At 64.3% G+C, this 20,296-nt stretch carries 16 protein-coding genes; 13 read left to right on the top strand and 3 right to left on the bottom strand.

Annotation, left to right across the window (positions count from 1 at the left end; translation table 11 throughout):
* Window positions 1-66: 66 nt before the first annotated feature.
* Window positions 67-870, bottom strand: coding sequence for a class I SAM-dependent methyltransferase (locus tag KIO74_RS29050; RefSeq protein ID WP_213338920.1), 804 nt, complete (start codon window positions 868-870; stop codon window positions 67-69).
* Window positions 871-1,006: 136 nt separating this feature from the next.
* Between KIO74_RS29050 and KIO74_RS29045 the strand changes: the two genes are divergently transcribed.
* Together KIO74_RS29045 and KIO74_RS29040 are read left to right on the top strand one after the other, a co-directional pair.
* Entirely contained in the window at window positions 1,007-2,629 is a 1,623-nt protein-coding gene (locus KIO74_RS29045; protein WP_213339331.1) for an ABC-F family ATP-binding cassette domain-containing protein, read from the top strand.
* Between the two features lie 222 nt (window positions 2,630-2,851).
* Entirely contained in the window at window positions 2,852-4,381 is a 1,530-nt protein-coding gene (locus KIO74_RS29040; RefSeq protein WP_213338919.1) for an AlbA family DNA-binding domain-containing protein, read from the top strand.
* 83 nt (window positions 4,382-4,464) lie between these two features.
* Here the strand turns inward: KIO74_RS29040 and KIO74_RS29035 are convergent, their stop codons facing one another.
* On the bottom strand, window positions 4,465-5,166 hold the full coding sequence (locus KIO74_RS29035; protein ID WP_213338918.1) for a GntR family transcriptional regulator: 702 nt from the start codon (window positions 5,164-5,166) through the stop codon (window positions 4,465-4,467).
* Between the two features lie 151 nt (window positions 5,167-5,317).
* Here KIO74_RS29035 and KIO74_RS29030 point away from each other — a divergent pair, with 151 nt between their 5' ends.
* From KIO74_RS29030 to KIO74_RS28980, 11 genes are all read left to right on the top strand, one after another.
* Window positions 5,318-6,391, top strand: a complete 1,074-nt coding sequence (locus KIO74_RS29030; RefSeq protein ID WP_213338917.1) for a zinc-dependent alcohol dehydrogenase — start codon at window positions 5,318-5,320, stop codon at window positions 6,389-6,391.
* Window positions 6,388-7,389 carry an NAD(P)H-quinone oxidoreductase gene (locus KIO74_RS29025; protein ID WP_213338916.1) on the top strand — a complete coding sequence of 334 codons (1,002 nt, stop codon included), beginning with the start codon at window positions 6,388-6,390 and terminating at the stop codon, window positions 7,387-7,389. Before KIO74_RS29030 ends, KIO74_RS29025 begins: the two co-directional genes overlap by 4 nt.
* 71 nt (window positions 7,390-7,460) lie before the next feature.
* Entirely contained in the window at window positions 7,461-9,203 is a 1,743-nt protein-coding gene (locus KIO74_RS29020) for an acetolactate synthase catalytic subunit (protein WP_213338911.1), read from the top strand.
* Between the two features lie 57 nt (window positions 9,204-9,260).
* Window positions 9,261-10,463 (top strand): ABC transporter substrate-binding protein, encoded by a 1,203-nt coding sequence (locus tag KIO74_RS29015; RefSeq protein ID WP_213338909.1) that lies wholly within the window; start codon window positions 9,261-9,263, stop codon window positions 10,461-10,463.
* 161 nt (window positions 10,464-10,624) lie between these two features.
* Complete coding sequence (locus tag KIO74_RS29010; RefSeq protein ID WP_213338907.1) at window positions 10,625-11,512, top strand: branched-chain amino acid ABC transporter permease; 888 nt, start codon at window positions 10,625-10,627, stop codon at window positions 11,510-11,512.
* Between the two features lie 121 nt (window positions 11,513-11,633).
* Window positions 11,634-13,328 carry a branched-chain amino acid ABC transporter ATP-binding protein/permease gene (locus KIO74_RS29005; protein ID WP_249731645.1) on the top strand — a complete coding sequence of 565 codons (1,695 nt, stop codon included), beginning with the start codon at window positions 11,634-11,636 and terminating at the stop codon, window positions 13,326-13,328.
* Complete coding sequence (locus tag KIO74_RS29000; protein ID WP_213338903.1) at window positions 13,315-14,019, top strand: ABC transporter ATP-binding protein; 705 nt, start codon at window positions 13,315-13,317, stop codon at window positions 14,017-14,019. The genes KIO74_RS29005 and KIO74_RS29000 overlap by 14 nt, the downstream gene beginning before the upstream one ends.
* Window positions 14,020-14,297: 278 nt before the next feature.
* The gene (fabG, locus tag KIO74_RS28995) at window positions 14,298-15,104 is read left to right on the top strand and encodes a 3-oxoacyl-ACP reductase FabG (RefSeq protein ID WP_213338900.1); all 807 of its coding nucleotides are present in this window, start codon (window positions 14,298-14,300) and stop codon (window positions 15,102-15,104) included.
* A 108-nt stretch (window positions 15,105-15,212) separates the two neighbouring features.
* Window positions 15,213-16,007: a shikimate dehydrogenase family protein gene (locus KIO74_RS28990; RefSeq protein WP_213338896.1), complete on the top strand. Its 795-nt coding sequence runs from the start codon at window positions 15,213-15,215 to the stop codon at window positions 16,005-16,007.
* A gap of 76 nt (window positions 16,008-16,083) precedes the next feature.
* Window positions 16,084-17,727 carry a GMC family oxidoreductase gene (locus KIO74_RS28985; RefSeq protein WP_213338894.1) on the top strand — a complete coding sequence of 548 codons (1,644 nt, stop codon included), beginning with the start codon at window positions 16,084-16,086 and terminating at the stop codon, window positions 17,725-17,727.
* 99 nt (window positions 17,728-17,826) lie between these two features.
* Window positions 17,827-18,999: an acetyl-CoA C-acyltransferase gene (locus KIO74_RS28980; protein ID WP_283772195.1), complete on the top strand. Its 1,173-nt coding sequence runs from the start codon at window positions 17,827-17,829 to the stop codon at window positions 18,997-18,999.
* 18 nt (window positions 19,000-19,017) lie between these two features.
* Here the strand turns inward: KIO74_RS28980 and KIO74_RS28975 are convergent, their stop codons facing one another.
* On the bottom strand, window positions 19,018-20,295 hold the full coding sequence (locus KIO74_RS28975) for a TRAP transporter large permease (RefSeq protein ID WP_213338890.1): 1,278 nt from the start codon (window positions 20,293-20,295) through the stop codon (window positions 19,018-19,020).
* Window position 20,296: the final 1 nt, after the last annotated feature.

Genomic DNA, 20,296 nt, shown 5'->3' with positions numbered 1-20,296 from the left:
TCCATCACGAGGGGCAGCCGGAGACGCCGGGGCGGACCGGCCGATGACCTGCCTTGACCAACATGGTCAGGCGCGGCCGCGAATGGCCCACGCGCGCGTCGTGAAGCGAAGGCTGCCGTCCTGTGCGGGGGCAAGGGTTGCGGCGAGCTTATCCGCAAGACGCCGGCGCTTGTCCGGGCTCAGACGCGCACAATAGCCTGAGGCCGGCCCGGTACCGAGCGTGAACGGGTGCCAGAAATCGTCGAAATCCCGAAAGACGGCCTCCGCCTCGATAGCCCGCGCCTCGACCGCGATGAGCCCGCCACGTTCCGCCAGCGCGCTGAGCGCAGCGGGCGTGCAGAAGGGAAAGCGCTTGTTCTCCTGAAGCTCCTCCGCCGCCGGGTCGATCTCCGCCGCGGCCGCCCAGAAGGCGCGCACAAAGCCGAGCCCGCCGCCCGGATAATCCCACACATAGAAGCCGACCGTACCGCCGGGACGCGTGACGCGCCGCATTTCCGCGAGCGCCCGTTCGCGATCAGGCACGAAATTGAGGACGAGGGCTGATACCACGACATCGCGGCTGCCGGTCTCGACAGGCAGCGCGCCGGCATCCCCCAGCTGGAAGACGGCCCGCGCATCCGGCACATGGGCGCGTGCACGCGCGAGAAAGCCTTGCGAGGGGTCGATGCCGAGGAGGCTGCGCGGGTTGGCGCGGGCCAGCACTGTCGCGGACAATGCGCCTGTTCCGCATCCCACCTCGAGCCAGTCGCGCCCCGCGCCGGCATCGAGCCAGTCGATGAACACCGGCGCGATCTGCCGGCTCCAGCGGCCCATGTAGAGGTCGTAGCTGTCGCCTGCCACCCAGGCGTCATGACGGGATATGTCGGGCATGGCACGCGCTCCGGCCCCGGTGACCGGGCGGGAGGTTACACCAAAACCGCGCCACCGGAAACGCCCCGCCCTTTCGCCGCAGCGCAACATGGCCTACATGCACGGGGCTGAAAGTCTCCGCCAGGTTCCCGCGCTCATGATTCGTCTCGACAATATCGGTAAGCAGAACGGCAAGCAGATCGTCTTCATCGAGGCCGGCATGGCGCTCCTGAAGGGCGAGAAAGTCGGCCTCGTCGGCCCCAACGGCGCTGGCAAGACCACGCTGTTCCGCATGATCACGGGCGAGGAAGGGCCGGACGAGGGGCAGGTCTCCATCGATCGCGGCGTGACCATCGGCTATTTCAGCCAGGACATCGGCGAGATGGCGGGCCGCAGCGCGGTGGCCGAGGTCACCGACGGCGCGGGGCCCGTCAGCACCGTCGCCGCCGAGCTGCGCGAGCTGGAAACGGCGATGGCTGATCCCGACCAGGCCGACCGGATGGACGCCATCATCGAGCGCTACGGCGAGGTGCAGGGGCGCTTCGAGGAGCTTGGCGGCTACGCGCTGGAGGGCCGCGCGCAGGAAGTGCTGGCCGGCCTCGGCTTCAGCCAGGCGATGATGGACGGCGATGTCGGCGCCCTCTCGGGCGGCTGGAAGATGCGCGTCGGGCTGGCGCGCATCCTCCTCATGCGCCCGGATGTCATGCTGCTCGACGAGCCGAGCAACCATCTCGACATCGAGAGCCTGATCTGGCTGGAGCAGTTCCTGAAGGGCTACGACGGCGCCCTGATGATGACCTCGCACGACCGCGCCTTCATGAACCGCATCGTCACCAAGGTGGTGGAGATCGACGGCGGCGCGCTCACCACCTATTCCGGCGACTACGAGTTCTACGCCGAGCAGCGCGCGCTCAATGAGAAGCACCAGCAGGCGCAGTTCGAGCGCCAGCAGGCGATGCTCGCCAAGGAGATCCAGTTCATCGAGCGCTTCAAGGCGCGCGCCTCGCACGCCGCGCAGGTGCAGAGCCGCGTCAAGAAGCTGGAGAAGATCGACCGGGTGGAGCCGCCGAAGCGCCGCCAGACCGTGATCTTCGAGTTCCAGCCGCCGCCGCGCTCGGGCGACGATGTCGTCAGCCTGAAGAACGTGCACAAGCGCTATGGCAGCCGCAGCATCTATGAGGGGCTCGATTTCGCCGTGCGCCGCCGCGAGCGCTGGTGCGTCATGGGCGTCAACGGCGCCGGCAAGTCGACGCTCCTGAAGCTCATCGCCGGCACCACGACGCCGGATGACGGCACGGTCGCTATCGGTGCCAATGTGAAGATGGCCTATTTCGCCCAGCATGCCATGGAGGTGCTGGAGGGCGAGGACACCATCTTCCAGTCGCTGGAGCATTCCTTCCCGCAGGCCGGCCAGGGCTCGCTCCGGACGCTCGCCGGCTGCTTCGGCTTTTCCGGCGACGACGTGGAGAAGCGCTGCCGCGTGCTCTCGGGCGGCGAGAAGGCGCGCCTCGTGATGGCCAAGATGCTCTTCGACCCGCCGAACTTCCTGGTGCTCGACGAGCCCACCAACCATCTCGACATGGCGACCAAGGAGATGCTGATCACCGCGCTCGCCAATTACGAAGGCACCATGCTCTTCGTCAGCCACGACCGCCACTTCCTCGCCGCGCTGTCGAACCGCGTGCTCGAAGTGAGCCCCGACGGAGTGCATCAATATGCGGGCGGGTATACGGAATATGTCGCGCGCACCGGCCAGGAGGCGCCGGGGTTGAGGGGGTGATGAAGAGTTCATAGCTGGTAAGTTATACAAATGCGGGCCGGCGTCGACTGCACGGGGTGATAGGGTAATTGAAGCACCTAACCTCGATCGACACTTACGCTACCAAGCGGCCTCCCAGAGCTCGGCAGAAACTGTAGCCTCCCCAAGCTGCAATAATCGTGGAAACATTTGCATCTACGCAGTATGAGACCTTCAGAGGCTACTCTCGGGGGAGATTCGGCGTTGCCAAAAAGAAGCATTACCGATGATGAAATCGCCTTGATAAAGGCGATGCTTAAGCGCGGGATGGAAAACAAAGTTATCCAGTTTTTCTTCAACCATCCCAAACGGGCAGTAAATAGCGGTCGCATATCAGGAATCCGATCGGGATCGTACTCAAATTCGGCATCAATAGCAGAAGCACCAGAAGCTGTTCTTGATAGCTTTATCGAGCGACATTCGATCTCCGAAAATATAATTTCCTCCAGCGCGGCTACTGAGGGCGAGAAATTAATATACGAAGCCCCCATCGAGAAACTATTTACGAAGGGCAGCGATGGGCTGTGGCGACTTACAGGGGGAGAAACTGACCGATTCGAATGCAAAACAAATTTTGGTTTTAGGCATCAGGATAAATGGCTACGAGCGATCGCTGCTTTGGCAAACAACGTCGGTGGCATTATCTTTTTTGGCGTATATGACAAAGACGAAAAGGGCCCGGACAACGAGGACCTCAGCTATGTCGCCTGCGGGCTAGGCAATAACGAATTTCTGGAAACAGACCCAGCCGAATTTGCCACACGCGTTAAGTCTATATTTGATCCGACGCCCGCATTTCGCATAGGAAGCATACTATTAAATGGGAAAATAGTTGGCTTTATTCAAGTCGATCCGCATCAAAGCCGCCCCATAATCGCCACCAAGCAAGAAGGATCGATTAGAGAAGGCGACATATTTTATAGATATCCAGGACAATCATCGCGTATAAAATACAGCGATTTACGTGCAATACTTGATGCTAGAGACGCGGAGGTGCGTCAGCAAATATTGCCTATGATTGAGCATCTGTTGAGGCTCGGCCCAATGAGGGCGATGATTGCCGATCTAGAGGATGGAAAGCTGGAAGACGGAAAACGCTCAATTCAAATCGACACATCCCTGGTCGATAAACTGACCTTTATCAAAGAAGGTGAGTTTCACGAAAAGGACGGCGCACCGACACTTCGTCTGATAGGGGACGTGCATACTATCAATGCAAACGATGGTATAAAAACTAAATTGAGCCTACTTACACGCGACGACATTTTGTCAGCATTTCTAGGCCAAGCCAAAATCGATCACCCCTTAGAATACATCCGGTTCGTGGTGGAGGTGTCTCGGAATGAGCGCCTACCTTTGCATTACTTCGCAAAACAGGCAGGCCTTTCAAAATTACAAGCAATTGATTTCATCCAGAAATCAAATGGAAGCGCGCCCCGAAAGAAGGCCTGCATCGGGTGGCTGGACGAGGATGCGGCTTTCCGTGCCGCGACAGGAAACCCAAAGCGGCTTTTGGAAGGCATTTTGAAAGGAGATATTCCTGATCTGCCCTCTCCGAAAGAGGCCTCACACACGGCGCAAGCACTAACCGGCCTCCCAAGAGGTGCGGCATTTAATAAAGACGAAATACTCAGGCTACTGAGGAAATGCTGCGAGATGGCAGATGTACCGTCTATGAGCTTCGTAAGGCGTGGCATTTGTCGCGTCGATGAAATATTATTCAGCATCACCTAAGTTGTCAGATAGCCCTCCACGCGATCGTCTAACACTATATTTCCATTACATAGCAAAGCGGTATAAATAGGCCACCGCCCCCCTCACCCCCCATTCGCCTCCCGCACATGCACCAGCAACCCCTGCCCACCGCGCTCGATATCCTCGCGGCTGGCGGCGCGGGCTGTCTCGGGGTCGCGTTCGCGCAGCGCGGTAATGAGGCGCAGATGCGGGTGGGGTTCCCAGTCCGGCAGGCCCTCGTCGTAGAGATGCGAGAGGATGGGTCCGCAGCGCACCCATAGGCCTTCGACGATGTCGTAGAGGATGGGCAGGCGCGCCATGCGGCAGAAGGTAAGGTGGAACTCGGTGTTGAGATCCACCGCCTGCACGAAGCTCCGGCTCGCGTGGCATGCGGAAATCTGCGCGTGGATGGCGACGAGGGCCTCGATCTCTGCCTCGGTGGCGACGAGGGCCGCGGCAGCGGCGGCGCGCCCCTCGAGATCCGTGCGGATGGCGCGGATCTCCTGCAGCTGCTCCAGCGTCAGGGTCGGCACCACCACCGAATTGCGCGCATCGAGCGCCAGCGCCTTCTCACCGACGAGCCGCAGCAGGGCCTCGCGCATCGGCGTCGCGCTGATTCCGAACCTCACCGACATGGGCCGAAGCCGCAGGCGCTCGCCGGGCCGTAGCCGCCCACGCATGAGGGCGGCGCGCAGATCTGTATAGGCGCGCTCGCTCAGGTTCTCCTTGACGATCGGCTGCACCCAATCGCCCGTCGCCGGGGTTCTCTCTTTATTTTGCGGCATCCGACTTGACACAGGGCAGTTTCCTCGACCAAAACTGTTATAACAAATTACTTATTGCATCAACCCAAGGCTCGGACCAACACGACCGGGCAGCGACCGCCGGGGCCGATGTGGCCTCCGCCGGCGCGCGGGCTGATAACGGGAGGAAGCGGTGATCGCGCTTCGTAAGACAACCACGGCCTTCGGGGCCGAACTGGTCGAGATGGACAGGGAGCCCGCGCCGCGCGAGGGCGAGGTTGTCATCGCGGTCGCCGCCGCCGGCATCTGCGGCAGCGACATCCACGCCTATGAGTGGACGCCGGGCTATGAATTCATGACCGACGCGATGCCGCTCACCATCGGCCACGAATTCGCGGGCACGGTGCGGGCGCTCGGCGCCGGCGTCACCGGCCTCAAGGCCGGCGACCGCGTCACCTGCTGGCCCACGGTGAGCTGCGGCCATTGCGCCGCCTGCGATGCCGGCACGCCGGAGCACTGCCAGAACCGCAGCATCATCGGCCTGCATATCGACGGCGGTTTCGCCGACCTCGTGCGCGTGCCCGCCGCCAACTGCCGTGCCATACCCGATAGCCTGCCCTTCACGGTCGCCGCCCTGACGGAACCGCTCTCGGTCGCCGTGAACGCGGCGGATGTCGGCGATGTCGGGCCAGGCGACCGGGTCGTCGTGCTCGGCCCCGGGCCGATCGGCCTCGGCATCGCCTTCGTGGCGCAGACACGCGGCGCCACGGTGCTCTTGTGCGGGCTGAACGACGCGCTTCGCCTCGACAAGGCGCGCGAGATCGGCATCGTCCACTGCGTCGACCTCGCTGACGAGAGCATGACGGACGCCGTCCAGCGCGTCTTCGGCGGCCCCGCCGATTGCGTCATCGAGGCGACGGGCGTCGCCCGCTCGGTCAGCGACGGGCTCGCCGTGCTGCGCTCGGGCGGCGTCATGGTGGTAGCGGGCATTCACTCCGGTCATCTCGATCTCGATCTGACGCGATTCGTGCGGGACAAGAAGCAGCTTCGTGCCGCGCACGATACCACCGCGCAAGCCCTTGAGAACGCGATCGCCCTGCTCGCCGCCCATGCGGACGTGCTGGCCCGCCTGATCACCCATCGCGAGCCGCTCAGCCGCGCCATCGAGGCCTTCGAGCTGGCGCGCAGCCGCCAGGCGGTAAAGGTTCTGCTGGTTCCGCAGACCCTGTCGCAAGATTTGCCCCAAACCGAAAGTGAATTCGCATGACCTCGGTCACACGCGTTGTTGTCGCGCCCGTCCCAGGTGGTCCGGACGCGCTCAAGATCGTCGAGCGGGAGCGCCCCACGCCGGGTGAGGGACAGGCGCTCGTCAGGGTGCATGCCGCCGGCATCAACCGTCCGGACGTGATGCAACGGGAGGGCAACTATCCGCCGCCGCCCGGCGCGAGCGACGTGCTCGGGCTCGAGCTCGCCGGCGTGGTCGAGGGCCTCGGCCCGGGCACCACGCGCCTCAAGCCCGGCGACCGGGTGATGGCGCTTGTTGCCAGCGGCGCCTATGCCGAATGGGCCGTCGTCGACGAGACGGTGGCGCTGCCCATCCCGGACGGCATGTCCTTCGTCGAGGCCGGCGCCTTCCCCGAGACCTATTATACGGTCTGGTCGAACCTCTTTCAGCGCGCGGGCCTGAAGGCCGGCGAAACCGTGCTCATCCATGGAGGCACCTCGGGCATCGGCACCACGGCGATCCTGCTCGCCAAGGCGCTCGGCGCGCGGGTTCTCGTCACGGCCGGCTCGGACGAGAAATGCGCCGCGAGCCGCGCCGTCGGCGCTGATCTCGCCATCAACTATCGCACAGACGATTTCGTCGCCGCCGCCCGCGCCGCCACCGACGGCCGGGGGCCGGAGGTGATCCTCGACATGGTGGGCGGGGACTATATCCCGCGCAATCTCGATTGCATCGCCGCCGACGGGCGCATCGCGCAGATCGCCTTTCAGCGCGGCTCGAAGCTCGAGCTGGATCTGCTGCCGCTTCTGATGAAGCGCATCACCTTCACGGGCGCCACGCTCAGGGCGCGGCCCGTCGCCATGAAGGCGGCGCTCACCGCATCGCTGGCCGAACACGTGCTGCCGCTGCTCACGGCCGGTAAGGCCAAGCCTCTCATCGATTCAACCTTCCCCCTAGCTGACGTCGCCAAGGCCCATGCCCGCATGGATGCCGGCGCGCATGTGGGGAAGATCGTTCTTGTCATGCAGGACGGCGCTTAAGCGCCACATCAAGCGGGCGCGTGAGCGCCACGGCATCAGGGCGCCCAGGCGCCACGGAAGGAAACAGGAGCATGAACGCAGTGACCAAGCCCGCGCCGCGCGCAGCCAGCAACATCACCGGCGCGCATCTCATCGCCGCGGCCTTGCAGCGCCATGGCGTGCGGGAGATCTTCGGCCAGAGCATCCCTTCGGCGCTCTTTCTCGCCGCGCCCGACTACGGTATCCGCCAGGTCGGCTATCGCACGGAAAACGCGGGCGCGGCCATGGCCGATGCCTATGCGCGCATTTCCGGCAAGGTCGCCGTCGTCACGGCGCAGAACGGCCCGGCCGCGACGCTCTTGGTGCCCGGCCTCGCCGAAGCGCTGAAGGCCTCGATCCCGGTGGTCGCCATCGTCCAGGACGTCAGCCGCAAGTTCACGGACAAGAACGCCTTCCAGGAACTCGACCATTTCGCGCTGTTCGGCGGTGTCGCCAAATGGATCCGCCGGGTCGAGGATCCCGCGCGCATCGATGACTACGTGGACATGGCCTTCACGGCGGCCGCCAGCGGCCGGGCCGGCCCGGCCGTGCTGCTGGTGCCGCTCGACGTGCTCGACGAACGCCCGGATTTCGCGCCCGAGGCGCCCCAGCGCGCGAGCCATCTCGGCACCTTCCCACTTGACCGCACGGCCGCCGATCCGGCGCGCGTGGCCGAGGCGGCCAAGCTGATCGCCGGGGCCAAGGCACCCATCGTCATCGCCGGCGGCGGTGTCCACGCCTCGCAGGCTTCCGCCGAGCTTGCAGCCCTGCAGGCGCTGGGCATCCCCGTTGCGACGACCGTCATGGGCAAGGGCGCGGTGGACGAGACCAACCCGCTCTCCGTTGGCGTGGTCGGATATTTCATGGCGCCGCGCGGGCGTTCCTCACATCTGCGGGACCTCGTCACCGAGGCGGATGTGGTCGTGCTCGTCGGCAACCGCACCAACCAGAACGGCACGGACAGCTGGTCGCTCTATCCGCCGCAGGCGCGCTACATCCACATCGACATCGACAGCAACGAAATCGGTCGCAACTACGAGGCGCTCCGCCTCGCCGGCGATGCCAAGCTGACGCTTGCCGCGCTCACGACGGCGGTCGAAGCGGCCAAACCCGCCTCACTTGCGGCGCGGCGGCCTGCGCTGGAGGACAAGATCGCCCAGGGGCGCAAGCTGCACGCCGAAGACATGAAGCAGCTTGTCGATCTCGATGCGGTGCCGGTGCGCCCGGAACGACTGATGGCCGATATCGACAGCGTGCTCACGCCGGAGAGCATCGTCGTCGCGGATGCGAGCTATTCGTCGATCTGGATCGCCAATTTCCTCACCGCTCGCAAAGCGGGACAGCGCTTCCTCACGCCGCGCGGCCTCGCCGGCCTCGGCTGGGGCCTGCCTTTCGCACTCGGCGCCAAGGCCGCCCGACCCGACGCGCCGGTGATCGCGGTCACCGGTGATGGCGGTTTCGGACACGTATGGTCGGAGCTCGAGACCGCGCGGCGCATGAAGCTGCCGATCGTTCTCGTCGTCCTGAACAACCAAATCCTCGGCTACCAGAAGCATGCCGAGCTCAGCCTCTTCGGCAATTTCACCGATGTCGTCGACTTCGAGGCGGTGGACCATGCCGCGATCGCGCGGGCTTGCGGCTGCAGCGGGATACGTGTGGAGAAGCCTGTCGACTTTCTGCCCGCCTTGAAGGAGGCGCTCGCGCGCAACGATGTCACGGTCATCGATGTCGTCACCGACGAGCGCGCCCATCCGCCGATCACCGTCTTCGAGGGCAAGGACGCCCTGAATTACTGATGATTGCAGCGGGCTATCCCTGATTTGGCTCGCAATAATATAACCGGGAGGAAACACATGAAATTGTCATTGTTGCTGAAGACGACCGCCGTGGCCGTGCTGTTCACGGCCACGGCGGCCCATGCGGACGTCAAATTCGGCGCCCTCTATCCCTTCAGCGGCCAGCTCGCGCTTCTCGGCGATGAAAGCGCGCGGGGCCTGGAGATCGCGGTCGACGAGATCAACGCCGCGGGCGGCGTCCAAGGCGAAAAAGTGGTGCTGGTTCGCGGCGACGCCGTGGACAACAACCAGGCGATCGGCGAGGCCCGCCGCCTGATCTCCCGCGAAAAGGTCGCCGCCATCTTCGGCTCCTATTCGTCGGCCCGTTCCATCGCGGCGAGCCAGGTCGCCGAACTCTCCGGCATCCCCTATTTTGAAATGGGCGCGGTCGCCGACGAGGTCACAGGTCGCGGCTTGAAGTTTCTGTACCGCACCAATCCGACCGCCGAGGACATGGGCAAGTTGATCGTCGAGATGATCGTCAACAAGGTCGCTCCCGGCATCGGCAAGAAGCCGGAGGATTTGAAGATCGGCATCATCTATGAGGATTCCAGTTATGGAACCTCAGTTGCCGGACACCAGAGGAAATATGCGGCAGAAGCAGGCTTGAACGTCGTCGCCTCGCAGGGCTATCCCGCATCGACGGTCGATATGTCCTCGCTGGTGCTGGATCTCAAGCAGCGCGGTGTCGATATCGTTCTGCAAACATCTTACCAGAACGACTCGGTGCTCTTTCTCCAGCAGGCCAATGAAGCCAATTTCAAGCCGGCTGCCATTATCGGCGGTGGCGGTGGCTACTCCATGCAGCCGACAGCCGACGCCGTCGGCCATAAGGTTATCGATGGCGTTCTGGATGCGGATTTCACCCAGTTCCTCGTCAACACGAAGTATACGCCCGGTCTGGAGAATTTCGTCGAGGCGTACAGGAAGAAATACGGTGAGCCCCCGCGCTCAGGCCATTCGCTCAACAACTATGTCGGCGCCAAGGTTTTGCTTGAGGCGCTCAACAAGGGCAAAGGCTTTACGCCGGACGCGATCGTGGCGGCCGTCAATAACATCGACATCGGCGAAGGCGTGACGGCGGCCGGTTACGGCATGAAGTTCGGAAAGAACAACCAGAACGAGCGCGCGAAGATGATGGGAATGCAGTGGCAGGACGGCAAGCTCGTCACGGTTTATCCGGATGCTGCCGCCGTCTCCCCGATGCGGCTCAGCAAGTAACTGACCTCAACGGGGGATGCTCAGGCATCCCCCGGCCTTCTCCCGAAAGCGTGCCGCGACTTCCTGAACTCGCCGCCGCGCTTTTCAATTTTGGTTTTATCGCATGGCGATGACGCAAGACCTCCGAACAGTTTTGCACGACATGCTTTAGCGAGGGCGCGATGGATACCGTTCTCCAATTGCTCGCCAATGGCTTGATGCTTGGCGGCCTCTTTGCGATCGTCGCGGTCGGGCTGACGCTGATCTTCGGCATCGTCAAGGTCGTGAACTTCGCCCATGGCGAATTCCTGATGGTCGGGATGTACCTGACCTTTCTGGTCACCCGCATGCTCGGGCTTCATCCCTTTGTGGCGGTCATCGTCGTCGTGCCCGCGCTCTTCCTGCTCGGGGCCTTGACGCAGCGCCTCATCATCCAGCCTCTGATGAGCGCGCGCGATGATCACATCCAGATTTTCGCGACGGTCGGCTTGTCGACCGCGCTGATCAATCTGGCCTTGCTTGTTTTCGGCGCCGACATTGCCAATACGCCGGCGAGCGGGCTCAGAACACCCATCGAGATCGGCCCCGTCCGCATCCTCAGCGGTCAGCTCGTGATCTTCGCGGCCTCCATCGCCCTCGTCATCGGGCTGCAGACGTTTCTGCAGACCACGGCGACGGGCCGCGCCATTCGCGCCGTCGCGCAGAACCGCGCCGCAGCCCAGCTCATGGGCATCAATGTCGATCGCATCTACATCCTGACCTTCGGCATCGGCGCGGCCTGCGTCGGCGTCGCCGCCGTGCTGATCGCGCCGCTTTACCCGACGTCGCCGACCATCGGCACCTATTTCGTGCTGACGGCCTTCGTCGTTGTGGTCCTCGGCGGGCTGGGCTCGATTCCAGGGGCCTTCGTCGGTTCTCTGGTCATCGGGCTGATCGACAGTTTCGCGGGATTCTATGTCGGCTCAGACATGCGCGAAGTCGCTGTCTTCGGCATGTTCCTCATCATTCTCATCCTGAAGCCGGCCGGCCTGTTCGGAAAGCGTCTGAACCTGTCGCACGTATCGCCATGACAGGATTGCCATGACGGATCTCTCTCTCGCCTCCCCAGCTCCCACGCGGTTTGCCGGCGTGACCTGGCGCAATCTGATCGCGCTTGTCGCCTTCCTCGCTGCGCTGTTCGCTATTCCCGTGATGATAGATGATGACTTCATCTTTCATATCTTCGTCACACTTTTTATCTTTGCGGCATTGTCGACCGCGTGGAACATCGTTGGCGGGTTCGCCGGCCAGCTTTCACTCGGCCACGCCATCTTCTATGGCCTTGGCGCCTATGTCGGCATCATCCTGATGAACATGGGCATCACCCCGTGGCTCGGCATGTTCGCGGGCGCCGCGGTTTCGGTCATCGTGGCGATCGCCATCAGTTATCCCTGCTTCAGGCTGCGCGGCCCCTTCTTCGCCTTGGCGACCATCGCCTTTCTGGAGGTGTTCCGCGTCGTCGCGCTGCATTTCCGTGACCTCACGGGCGGCGCCACCGGCCTGATGATCCCGCTGAAATTCGGCTGGGAGTGGATGGTGTTCCGCGAGCGCCTGCCACCGCTGATCATCGCTTTCGGCATGCTGCTGGTTTGCCTGGCTGTCGCCTGGTGGATCCGGTCGCATCGCATCGGCTTCCAGCTCGTCGCCACGCGCGAGCGTGAATCCGCCGCGAAGGCCGCCGGCGTCAACACGGTGAAGGTGCGTCTCATCGCCGTGTCGGTCTCGGCGGCGCTCACCGCCATGGTCGGCACTTTCCATGCCATGTATCTCACCTTCATCGAGCCGGCCGCGATGTTCTCGCTGCCCCTCTCGATCCAGATCGCCATGTTCGCCCTCATCGGCGGCATCGGCACCGTCTTCGGCCCTTTGCTCGGAGCTGTCCTTCTGGTGCCGATCTCTGAGGTGGCGCGCGGCTGGCTCGGCGCGCACGCGCTCGGGCTGCACGGCTTCGTCTACGGCGCGGTGCTGATCCTGGTCGTGCTCTTCATGCCCAACGGCTTGATGGGACTGCTCGCGCGCCTGAACGGCAATGGCGCCACGACACGCCAGAAGCAGGCCACCGCGATCACCGCGCCACTCGTCCCGACGGCACGACCGGCGCTTGGGGACGAGATCGTCAAGGTCGAAGCCCTGCAGAAGCATTTTGGTGGCTTGCATGTCACCAACAATGTCGGTTTCACCCTGCGCGAAGGGGAGATCCTTGGCCTGATCGGTCCGAACGGCGCCGGCAAGACCACCGTGTTCAACATGATCTCGGGCTTCCTGTCTCAAGACAGCGGCTCGGTATCCGTGCGGGGCGCCGATGGCGCCTGGCACAAGCCGGTGACGCCGGCGGACTACGCGTCGATCGGTGTCGGCCGCACGTTCCAGATCGTCCAGCCCTTCGCGGCCATGACGGTCGAGGAAAACATCATGGTCGGTGCCTTCCACCGGTTCAGTGACGTCCATGAGGCGCGCGAGGTGGCACGCGAGACGGCCCACCGCATGGGGCTCGGCCCCTGGCTCGATGCCGAAGCGCGAGGCCTGACCATCGGCGGCCTGAAGCGGCTGGAGATGGCGCGTGTCATGGCGATGAAGCCGCGCGTTCTTCTACTCGACGAGGTGATGGCCGGCATCAACCAGACGGATGTGCGTCGCGCCATCGACCTCACCCTGTCGATCCGTGACAGCGGCGTCAGCATCATCGCCATCGAGCATGTCATGCAGGCGGTGATGTCCCTGTCGGACCGGGTCATCGTGCTGTCCTCCGGGCAGATCATCGCGCAGGGCAAGCCGCAGGAGGTGGTGCGCGACCCCACCGTCATCGAAGCCTATCTCGGCAAGGAGTTCGTCCATGCTCAAGCTTGAGAACATCGATGCCGGCTACGGCGCCACGACGATCCTTCACGACGTGTCGCTGGATGTGAACGCCGGCGAGGTGGTGACCATCGTCGGCGCCAACGGCGCGGGCAAGACAACCACCTTGCGCACCATCGCCGGGTTGATCCGGCCAACGTCGGGCCGCATCCTGTTCGAGGGGCAGGACATCACGCGCCTGTCCGCCCACGAGACGGTCGACCTTGGCATTACGCTCATCCCGGAGGGGCGCCAGCTCTTTCCGGAGATGACCGTGCACGAGAACCTCCTGATGGGCGCCTATCGCAGCGCGGCCCGCGAGAAGCAGGCCGACACGCTGGAGGAAGTGCTCACGCTCTTCCCGCGCGTACGCGAGCGCCTCGATCAGAATGCCGCCTCGCTCTCCGGCGGCGAGCAGCAGATGGTCGCCATCGCGCGGGGCATGATGGCCCGCCCGAAGCTCCTCATGTTCGACGAGCCCTCGCTTGGCCTTGCCCCCATCATCGTCGCGCAGGTCTTCGAGGTGATCGACTCGATCGTCAAGACAGGCGCGACAGTGCTGATCGTTGAGCAGAACGTCTTCCACACGCTGAAGGCCGCGGACCGAGGCTATGTGCTTGAAAATGGTGAGATCGTTCTGACGGACAGCGGCAAGGCCCTGCTCGCCAACGACCATGTCCGCCAAGCCTATCTGGGCATTTGAGAATGCTGCGTTCGGGAGAAAACCCGCTGTCATTCCGGGGCCTCGCAACAGCGAGGAGCCCGGAATCCATGGACACGCGGTCTGATAATAAGGCACCGCCAAACCGGCTCCCTCTTGATGCACTCCCGTGTTCATGGATTCCGGGTTCGGGCCTGTCGGCCCGCCGCGGAATGACCGCGGCGGTTCCCTCATAAAACCAGCGCGCCCTAGCCCGTCCCGCATCTGAACACCGACACCACAGCGCAGTCCCGGAACACTCGGAAATCCTGGAAACTCCCATGGCAACACGTGAAATCAATCCTGATGAAATAGCGATCCGGCCGAGCCATCAGGGCCGCCGCGTCCTCGTCACCGGCGCCGGCCGCGGCATCGGGCAGGCGATCGCCGTCAGTTTCGCCCGCCGCGGCGCGATCGTCGGCGTCGCCGACGTGACGGGGGCCGACGTCAATGACACCGTCGCGGCGATCGAGGCGGCGGGCGGCAAGGCCGTGCCGCTCGTCCTCGACGTCGCCGATTATGCCGCCGTGGACCGCGGGCTGGCGGAGGCCGCCCGCGTGATCGGCGGGCCGTTCGACACCATCATCAACAATGCCGGCATATCGCCCAAGCACGATGGCGTCGCGCACAAGGTTTGGGAGATGGATCCGGCCGAATGGGGCCGCGTCGTCGCGGTCAATCTGTCCGGTCCCTTCAACACCATTCGTGCGCTCAGCCCGTCCATGCGCGAGGCCGGGCGCGGCTGGATCGTCAATATGTCCTCCGTCGCCGGCAAGACCTATTCGCCGATCGTCGCCTGCCACTATGCGGCAACGAAATCAGCGCTGATCGGCTTCACCAAGCATCTCGCCGCCGAGCTTGGGCCGTTCGGCATCCGCGTCAATGCGCTCGCCCCCGGCCGTATCGAAACGCCGATGGTGAGAGCCGTGGCCGGTGCCGTCAACGACGAACAGGTGCGCCTCACGCCCATGGGCCGTCTCGGCGCGCCGGACGAGGTGGCCGATGTCGCCCTCTATCTGACTTCGGCGGAAGCAAGCTTCGTCACCGGCCAGACGGTGGATGTCGCAGGCGGTCTCTATATGACCTGAGCTTGCGCCCGGTTGGGCCATCGGCAACCCTGTCGCTCCCGGTGGCGCGTGCGAACCGCGCGCCTCGCTGGAACGGCAATACCGCAAAAGTGACATGGGACGGAACGAATGCGAGAGATTACCGGGCGCACACGGATACTCGGCATCCTGGCCGACCCAATCTATCATGTGAAAACGCCACAAGTGATGAACGCGCTGTTGACGCACCATGGTGTCGACGCCGTGCTGGTGCCCTTCCACGTGGCTCCCGCGCAGCTCGCGGCTCTGCTGGACGGGCTTCGCGCCATGCAGAACTTCGGCGGCTTCATCGCCACCGTGCCGCACAAACCGGCCATGCTGGCCCTCTGCGATGAGACCACGCCGGAAGCGCGCCATATCGGCGCGGTTAATTGCGTGCGGCGGGAGGCCGACGGCCGCATGGTCGGCGCCATGCTGGACGGCATCGGCTTCGTCGAGGCGCTGCGGGCCTCAGGGGTCGAGCCGAAGGGCCTGCGCGCCTATCTCGCCGGCGCGGGCGGCGCCGCGAGCGCGATTGCCTTCGCGCTCGCCGAGGCCGGGGTTCGCGAACTCACCATCGCCAACCGCACGCGCGACAAGGCCGAGGCGCTCGCGGCCCGCGTGCGCGGCATCTATCCGGCGCTCGCACTCAGCACGGATGCGGACCGGGTGAGGGAGCAGGATCTCCTCGTCAATGCCACCTCGCTCGGCATGCGCCCCGACGATCCACCGCCGCTCGATGTCGCGCTGATAGAGCCCCGGCAGTTCGTGGCCGAGGCGATCATGGACCCGGAGATGACCCCACTCCTCAAAGCAGCCGAAGCCAAGGGATGTCGCATCCAGCGCGGACTGCCCATGCTGGAATCCCAGATCGTTCTGATGGCACGGCATATGGGCGCACTCTGATTCATTTTTTGACAGCATGCAGCCTTCCGCCGCCCGATAGCCTAACTCCGATGCAGTAACCCGGACAACACCGCCCATGACCGATATTTCCGCTGAAACCTTCGACTACATCATTGTCGGCGGCGGTACCGCAGGTTGCGTCCTTGCCAACCGCCTCACGGCCTCGGGCCGGCATTCTGTTCTTCTGCTCGAGGCGGGCCAGGAAGCGAGAAGCCCATGGGTCCCCATTCCTGCCGGTTTCAGCAAGCTTCTTACCAATCCCACCTATAACTGGCGCTTCCAGACCGAGCCCGAGGAGGCCACCGGCAACCGGATCATCGCCGTGCCGCGCGGCAAGGGCTTAGGAGGCTCCACGCTGATCAACGGCATGATCTATGTACGCGGACAACCGCAGGACTATGACGGCTGGGCGCAGCGGGGTTGTCTTGGCTGGAGCTTCGACGACGTCCTGCCCTATTTCAAGCGGCTGGAGGACTACGAGGGTGTCTCCGGGGGCCTGCGCGCGCGCGGGGGCCCGCTGCCCCTTGTCGAGGTGTCGGAACGCCCGGCCATCGCCGAGGCCTTCATCGCGGCGGCCGGGCAGGCCGGCTTCCCCCGCAATCCCGACTATAACGGGGAAAGCCAGGACGGCTTCGGCTATTATCAGGTGAACCAGCGCAAGGGCCGGCGCATCAGCGCGGCGGAAGCCTATCTCAAGCCAGCGCGGGGGCGTTCCAATCTTGACGTGCGGACTGATGCCCATGTGCTGCGCGTGGAGTTCGAAGGCAGCCGCGCCGTCGGCGTCACGGTGCGCATCGCCGGCCAAACCCATCGCTTCTCGGCACGCGCCGAGGTGATCCTGGCGGCGGGCGCCGCCCAGACGCCCCAGTTGCTGGAACTCTCCGGCGTCGGTGATCCCGCGATCCTGCAGGCCCTCGACATCCCCGTCCGGGCCGCGCTGCCCGGCGTCGGCGCGAACTACATCGACCATTTCTGCACGCGCATGAACTGGCGGGTCAAACAGCCCGTCACGCTCAATGAACAAACGCGCGGGGTGAAGCTTGGCCTGTCGGTCCTGCAGTATGTCGCGACACGGCGCGGCATCCTCACCCTCGGTACGGGCCTCGCCTTCGGCTTCGTGCGCACGCGGCCGGAATTGGCCGGGCCCGATGTGCAGTATTTCTTCATGCACGCGAGCTACGCCAATGCCGCCGAACGCAAGCTCGACCGTCTGCCCGGCATGACCATCGGCGTCACCCAGCTGCGCCCGGAATCGCGCGGCACCATCCATGCCGTTTCACCGGACCCGATGCGCGCCCCCGCGATCCGTCCCAATTTCCTGGCGGCGGCAGAGGATTGCCGCGTCATGGTGGAAGGCATGAAGATCGCGCGCCATATCGTGGATCAGGCCGCGATGGACCCCTATCGCCAGATGGAGATGGCGCCGGGGCAAAATTGCCGCACGGATGCGGAATGGCTCGCCTTCGCCCGCCGCGACGGCCAGACGATCTATCATATCTGCGGTACCTGCCGCATGGGGCGGGACAGCCTCGCCGTCACGGATCCCGAATTGCGGGTCCACGGTGTCGAAGGGCTGCGGATCGTCGATGCCTCGATCATGCCGACAATCGTCTCGGGCAACACGCAGGCGGCCGTCTTCATGATCGCGGAGAAGGCGGCGGACATGATCCTGTCCGCCACCCAGCAGACGGCGCGGCCAGGCAAGGTTGCCTCGCGCTGAACCCATCGGCGAAGCCCATCACGATCCGCGCCGAACTGCATCCATGATATGATCTCCTCAAGGGAGGGCGCAGCAAGCCCTCACGCGAGGAGACCGAGCTTGGACAACGACCCTATCATCATCGCCTCCATCGCGCGCACCCCGATGGGCGGATTCCAGGGAGAGCTGAAGGCGGCCTCCGCTCCGGAGCTCGGGGCCGTCGCTGTCAGGGCCGCCGTAGAGCGCGCGGCGCTGGCCGGCGACGACATCGATGAAGTTCTGATGGGCAACGTGCTCAGCGCCGGCGTCGGCCAGGCCCCGGCGCGCCAGGCTGCCCTCGGCGCGGGCCTGCCGCAAGCTGTCCCCTGCACGACCGTCAGCAAGGTCTGTGGTTCGGGCATGAAGGCCTTGATGCTGGGGCACGACCTGATCGCGGCCGGAAGCGCCGGTGTCGTCGTGGCCGGTGGCATGGAGAGCATGACCAATGCGCCCTATCTGTTCGACCGCGCACGCCAGGGCCTGCGTCTCGGCCATGGACGCGTGCTCGACCACATGTTCCTCGACGGCCTGGAGGATGCCTACGACAAGGGCCGGCTGATGGGCAGCTTTGCCGAGGACACCGCGCAGCATTACCAGTTCACCCGCGAGACGCAGGATCGCTATGCGCTGACCTCGCTAGAGCGCGCCAAGCGTGCCATCGCCGAAGGGGACTTCTCATCGGAGATCGTGCCCGTGCCCTCAGGGCAGGATGCCATCCGTGTCGACGAGCAGCCGGGGAAAGCGAAGCCCGACAAAATCCCAACGCTGAAGCCCGCTTTCCGCGCCGACGGCACTGTGACGGCCGCCAACGCGTCCTCCATCTCGGACGGCGCCGCGGCGCTTGTCCTGATGCGCCTCTCTGAAGCCGAGCGTCGGGGCATTGCGCCCGTCGCGGTCATTCGCGGCCACGCCGGCCACGCCCGCGCGCCGGCATGGTTCTCCACGGCGCCCGTTGGCGCGCTGGAAACCTTGTTCGCCAAGACCGGCTGGAACAAGGCCGATGTCGATCTGTTCGAGATCAACGAGGCTTTCGCGGTGGTCGTTCTGGCCGCCATGCGCGAGCTCGACCTGCCGCACGACAAGATCAATGTGAATGGCGGCGCCTGCGCGCTCGGCCATCCCATCGGCGCGTCCGGCGCGCGTATCCTCGTCACCCTCGCGGCCGCGCTTGAGCGGCGCGGCCTGAGGAAAGGCGTAGCGACGCTCTGCATCGGGGGCGGAGAAGCGACAGCCGTCGCCATCGAGCGGCTGTGACCGGATCCGACGGGCCGCTCAACCGTAGATCAGGTTCGGCAGGAACAGGCTGATCGCAGGTACATAAGTGATCAGCAGGAGCGAAACGAGCAACATTCCGAAGATGAGCCAGAAGTAGCGCATGAATTCCGACGACGTGCATCCAACGATTGTACTCGCCACGAAGATCAGCGTTGCCACCGGCGGCGTCAGCGCGCCCAGCGTCAGATTGAAGACCAGGATGACGCCGAAATGCACGAGGTCGACGCCGAGGCCCGTCATCAGCGGCACCAGGATCGGCGTCAGAATGATTAACAGAGGCGGGCCCTCCAGAGCGAGGCCGAGCAGACGCAGCACCACGTTGATGATCATCAGGATGACGAACTTGTTGTCGCTGGCGCTCAGGAACCAGTTCGCGATGGCTTGCGGCAGCCTCTCCCAGGCAATCGCATAGTTGAGCCCTGTGCTCGAAGCCAGGATAAACATGATGATCGCCGTGAGAAGCGCCGATTCCTGGAAGATCGCCGGCAGTTCCTCGAGCTTCAGCTCCTTGTACACGAAGACGCTAATAACCAGGCAGTAAAGGGCGACGAAGGCGCCAAGCTCGGTTGGCGTGAACAGGCCTCCCCGCAGGCCCACCCAGACGAAGACCGGAAACATCAAGGCCCAGAAGCCCCGCTTCACCGCCTGCCAGAGGTCCCCGGCCGTCGCTTTTGGCTGGAGTGGAATTTCGATGGCGTGCTGCTTCATGACGAGAAGATTGGCGATCATCAGCGCGCCCGCCACGACCAGGCCGGGCAGGACGCCCGCCATGAACAGCCGGCCGATCGACACCTCGGCCATGAGCCCGTAGAGGATCATCATGATGCTGGGCGGGATGAGCGGGCCGAGGACGCCGGCAACCGCGGCCACCGAGGCCGCGAAGCCGCGCGGATAGCCCTCGCGGACCATCTCGCGGGAAACCGTCTTGGAGAGAATGGCCGTATCCGCGGTCGCCGAACCGGACACGGCGCTGATCAAGGCTCCGCCCAACACGCCGACCTGGGCCAGCCCACCGCGCATATGGCCGACAGAGACACGGGCGACATCGATGAGGCGCCGTGCGATGCCGCCCCGCTGCATGATCTCACCCGCGAGGACGAAGAACGGGATGGCCAGCATGGGAAACGATGCCGTGCCACTCGCGACGCGCTGCGCGAACAACGCCTCGGGCAATCCCGCCGCGACGAAATACAAGGCGCAAGGAATAAGCACCGCGAAGGCGATCGGCATGCCAAGGCCGATCAGGACCATGACACCGATAAGCATGAGCGTCATG

Origin of the sequence: Chelatococcus sp. HY11 (assembly GCF_018398335.1) — a bacterium.
Lineage (GTDB): Bacteria > Pseudomonadota > Alphaproteobacteria > Rhizobiales > Beijerinckiaceae > Chelatococcus.
Note: the sequence above shows the minus strand (reverse complement) of the source record. Positions and strands in the feature narration are given on the sequence as shown.

Excerpts from the sequence above, each read along its gene's own strand:
- KIO74_RS29050 (WP_213338920.1), bottom strand. The coding sequence starts at position 870 with ATGCCCGACATATCCCGTCATGACGCCTGGGTGGCAGGCGACAGCTAC.
- KIO74_RS29045 (WP_213339331.1), top strand. The coding sequence starts at position 1,007 with ATGATTCGTCTCGACAATATCGGTAAGCAGAACGGCAAGCAGATCGTC.
- KIO74_RS29035 (WP_213338918.1), bottom strand. The coding sequence starts at position 5,166 with ATGCCGCAAAATAAAGAGAGAACCCCGGCGACGGGCGATTGGGTGCAG.
- KIO74_RS29025 (WP_213338916.1), top strand. The coding sequence starts at position 6,388 with ATGACCTCGGTCACACGCGTTGTTGTCGCGCCCGTCCCAGGTGGTCCG.
- KIO74_RS29020 (WP_213338911.1), top strand. The coding sequence starts at position 7,461 with ATGAACGCAGTGACCAAGCCCGCGCCGCGCGCAGCCAGCAACATCACC.
- KIO74_RS29015 (WP_213338909.1), top strand. The coding sequence starts at position 9,261 with ATGAAATTGTCATTGTTGCTGAAGACGACCGCCGTGGCCGTGCTGTTC.
- KIO74_RS29010 (WP_213338907.1), top strand. The coding sequence starts at position 10,625 with ATGGATACCGTTCTCCAATTGCTCGCCAATGGCTTGATGCTTGGCGGC.
- KIO74_RS29005 (WP_249731645.1), top strand. The coding sequence starts at position 11,634 with ATGATAGATGATGACTTCATCTTTCATATCTTCGTCACACTTTTTATC.
- KIO74_RS29000 (WP_213338903.1), top strand. The coding sequence starts at position 13,315 with ATGCTCAAGCTTGAGAACATCGATGCCGGCTACGGCGCCACGACGATC.
- fabG (WP_213338900.1), top strand. The coding sequence starts at position 14,298 with ATGGCAACACGTGAAATCAATCCTGATGAAATAGCGATCCGGCCGAGC.
- KIO74_RS28990 (WP_213338896.1), top strand. The coding sequence starts at position 15,213 with ATGCGAGAGATTACCGGGCGCACACGGATACTCGGCATCCTGGCCGAC.
- KIO74_RS28985 (WP_213338894.1), top strand. The coding sequence starts at position 16,084 with ATGACCGATATTTCCGCTGAAACCTTCGACTACATCATTGTCGGCGGC.
- KIO74_RS28975 (WP_213338890.1), bottom strand. The coding sequence starts at position 20,295 with ATGACGCTCATGCTTATCGGTGTCATGGTCCTGATCGGCCTTGGCATG.